This is a genomic window from Streptomyces sp. PA03-6a, from assembly GCF_033792765.1.
Taxonomy (GTDB): domain Bacteria; phylum Actinomycetota; class Actinomycetes; order Streptomycetales; family Streptomycetaceae; genus Actinacidiphila.
Genome location: NZ_JARAVK010000522.1, coordinates 1 through 2,086 on the forward strand (window position 1 = coordinate 1; position 2,086 = coordinate 2,086).

Genomic DNA, 2,086 nt, shown 5'->3' on the forward strand with positions numbered 1-2,086 from the left:
GCCGCCCACAGATTTTTCCCGGTCTTTTTTTGTGGGAAGGTTAAATGTGTATAAGGGATGCGTGGTGCAGTCCTTCGTGCCGCCGTTCCACCAGGCGATCTTCTTGTCGCCGATGACCGCGTGGTCCGGGCCCTCGGGCAGGTCGCCGTGCTCGTAGCCGTCGTTGGCGTCCAGGACGCCGTCGTACTTCTTGTTGCCGTAGTACAGGTCGATCTGCGCGAAGCAGGTGACGTCCGGCACGGCCACGTCGAGGGTGTCGGTGCCGGTGGTGATCTTCACGGTGTCCCAGTCGTGGAACACCTGCTTGCCGGAGGTCTGGAAGGTGGCGCCGTGGGTGCGGTAGGAGGCGAGGGACACGGTGCAGGACGAGGAGCCGTCCGCGACCCGGACCTTGACGTGGACCTTGCCGTCCTCGCCGGGCTTGAGGTTGACGTCGTCGACCTTGACCGACGGGTACCAGACCGTGCCGTCGAGCGAGAACTCGCAGCGGTCGGTGGAGGTCTTGGTGCCGCCGCCCTGGCCGGGCTTGTAGCCGTGGTGGCCACCGCGGTCCCAGCCCTTGCCGCCCGGGCAGTCGCCGGCCCAGGCGGAGGTGGCACCCACGGCGGTGAGGGCGACGGCCGCGGCGCTCACGCCCAGCAGCCGTCCGACGGTGACACGTCGCGATATGGACATGCAGAACCCAATCTTGGCGTTGCGTGGCCCGGCGGGCGCGACTGACGGCAGCTCTCCCCGTACGTGAGCAGGCCGAGGCGTCACCGGGCGAGTGGTCGAAGTGCACACGGGACTCATCGGCCCCAGTGGCACCACGCATCGTCGTGGCTCTGTCAATGGGCTGTCAACCTGGGGCGACGCAAAGGCTCGTGGACCGAGGTCTCGATCCGGTACACCGCGGTCATCGCGCCGAAGGCCAGCACCCGCACCAGATCGGCGTCGTAGGGGTCGGGATCGGCGATCCGCCAGGCCTCGGCGTCCGCCTCGGTGATCCGGTACGGGGCGAGGGCGGCGAGCAGCGCCAACCGTGCGCCGGGGCGTTCGGCGGCGGGCACGGCGGCGAGCGGGGCTGCGGTCCAGTCGCCGCCGAGCGGCGGATGCGCGCCGTCCCAGGCGTCCACCGCGGCCACGACCGCCTCCCGGGCCGCGTCGCCGAGCCGCTGCCCGCCCACGGCGGCGGCCCGCGCCAGCGCGGCGAAGGCGGTGCCCACCGGGGCGTCCGCGGCCCACTCCGGCGCGGGCCCGGCCGGGCCGCGCAGCAGGGGCAGGCTGGCCCCCGGCGGCAGCGGCCTGCGGACGGTACGGGCCAGCGCCCGGCCGCCCAGGCTGCGCACCAGCCGCAGCCGCTGCAGTCCGCCGGGGAGCAAGTCCCCGGTCAGAAGGGCGGACACCATCCGGTTGACGAAGTGGAAGGCGAGCGCGGTGCCGATGAACTCCGGCGCGTCCCGCGGGTCGAAGGGGTGCGCCGCGGCCGCGGGCGCGCCGGGGGTCGCGGTCGCGCCGCCCCAGGCGACCAGCGCGGCCTGGGCGGGGTCGTCCGGCCTGCCGCCGCGGGCGACCGTCTCGGCGAGGCGGTGGTCACCCGTGGCGTGCAGCAGGACGGTGTGCGCGTCCACGCAGAAGGGGCAGCGGTTCGCCGCCGACACCCCCAGGGCGACGAGTTCCTTGTCGGTGCGCGGCACGCGGCCGGCCAGCAGAGACTCGCGCAGCACGGCCCAGGTCGCCGCGAGCAGGTCGGGGGCGGCCGACAGCGCGACGAAGGTCGGCGCGCGGCCGATGCCGAAGTCGGCGGCGAGCTGGGCGTAGACCTCGGCGGTACGGCCCGTGGCGTCGCCGGGTGGCGCGGGAGTGGTGAGACGGAAGGGCGTGGCCATGGCCGGGCCTCCTCGCTGACGGCTCGTGGACGGCGATTCTCGACGGGTCGATGGTGGCCGACCGGGGGCCCGCCGGTCGTCCTCCGGGGGAAGGGGGATGTCACTGCTCCGGGCGCCGGGGCCGTAGGCGGGACTACTCCACCGGGAGTAGCCGCGGAGCCGTCTTCGGGGAGGACGTGCCGCCCCGCGGGGCGGCGTAGGGTGCGGGCATGGGTGGC

1 protein-coding gene and 1 pseudogene are annotated in these 2,086 nt (G+C 74.0%); both read right to left on the bottom strand.

Annotation, left to right across the window (positions count from 1 at the left end; translation table 11 throughout):
* A pseudogene (locus tag PV350_RS46280) lies at positions 1–675 on the bottom strand (hypothetical protein); the annotation flags it as partial.
* 152 nt (positions 676–827) lie between these two features.
* Positions 828–1,868, bottom strand: coding sequence for a carboxymuconolactone decarboxylase family protein (locus PV350_RS46285; protein ID WP_499513737.1), 1,041 nt, complete (start codon positions 1,866–1,868; stop codon positions 828–830).
* Positions 1,869–2,086: the final 218 nt, after the last annotated feature.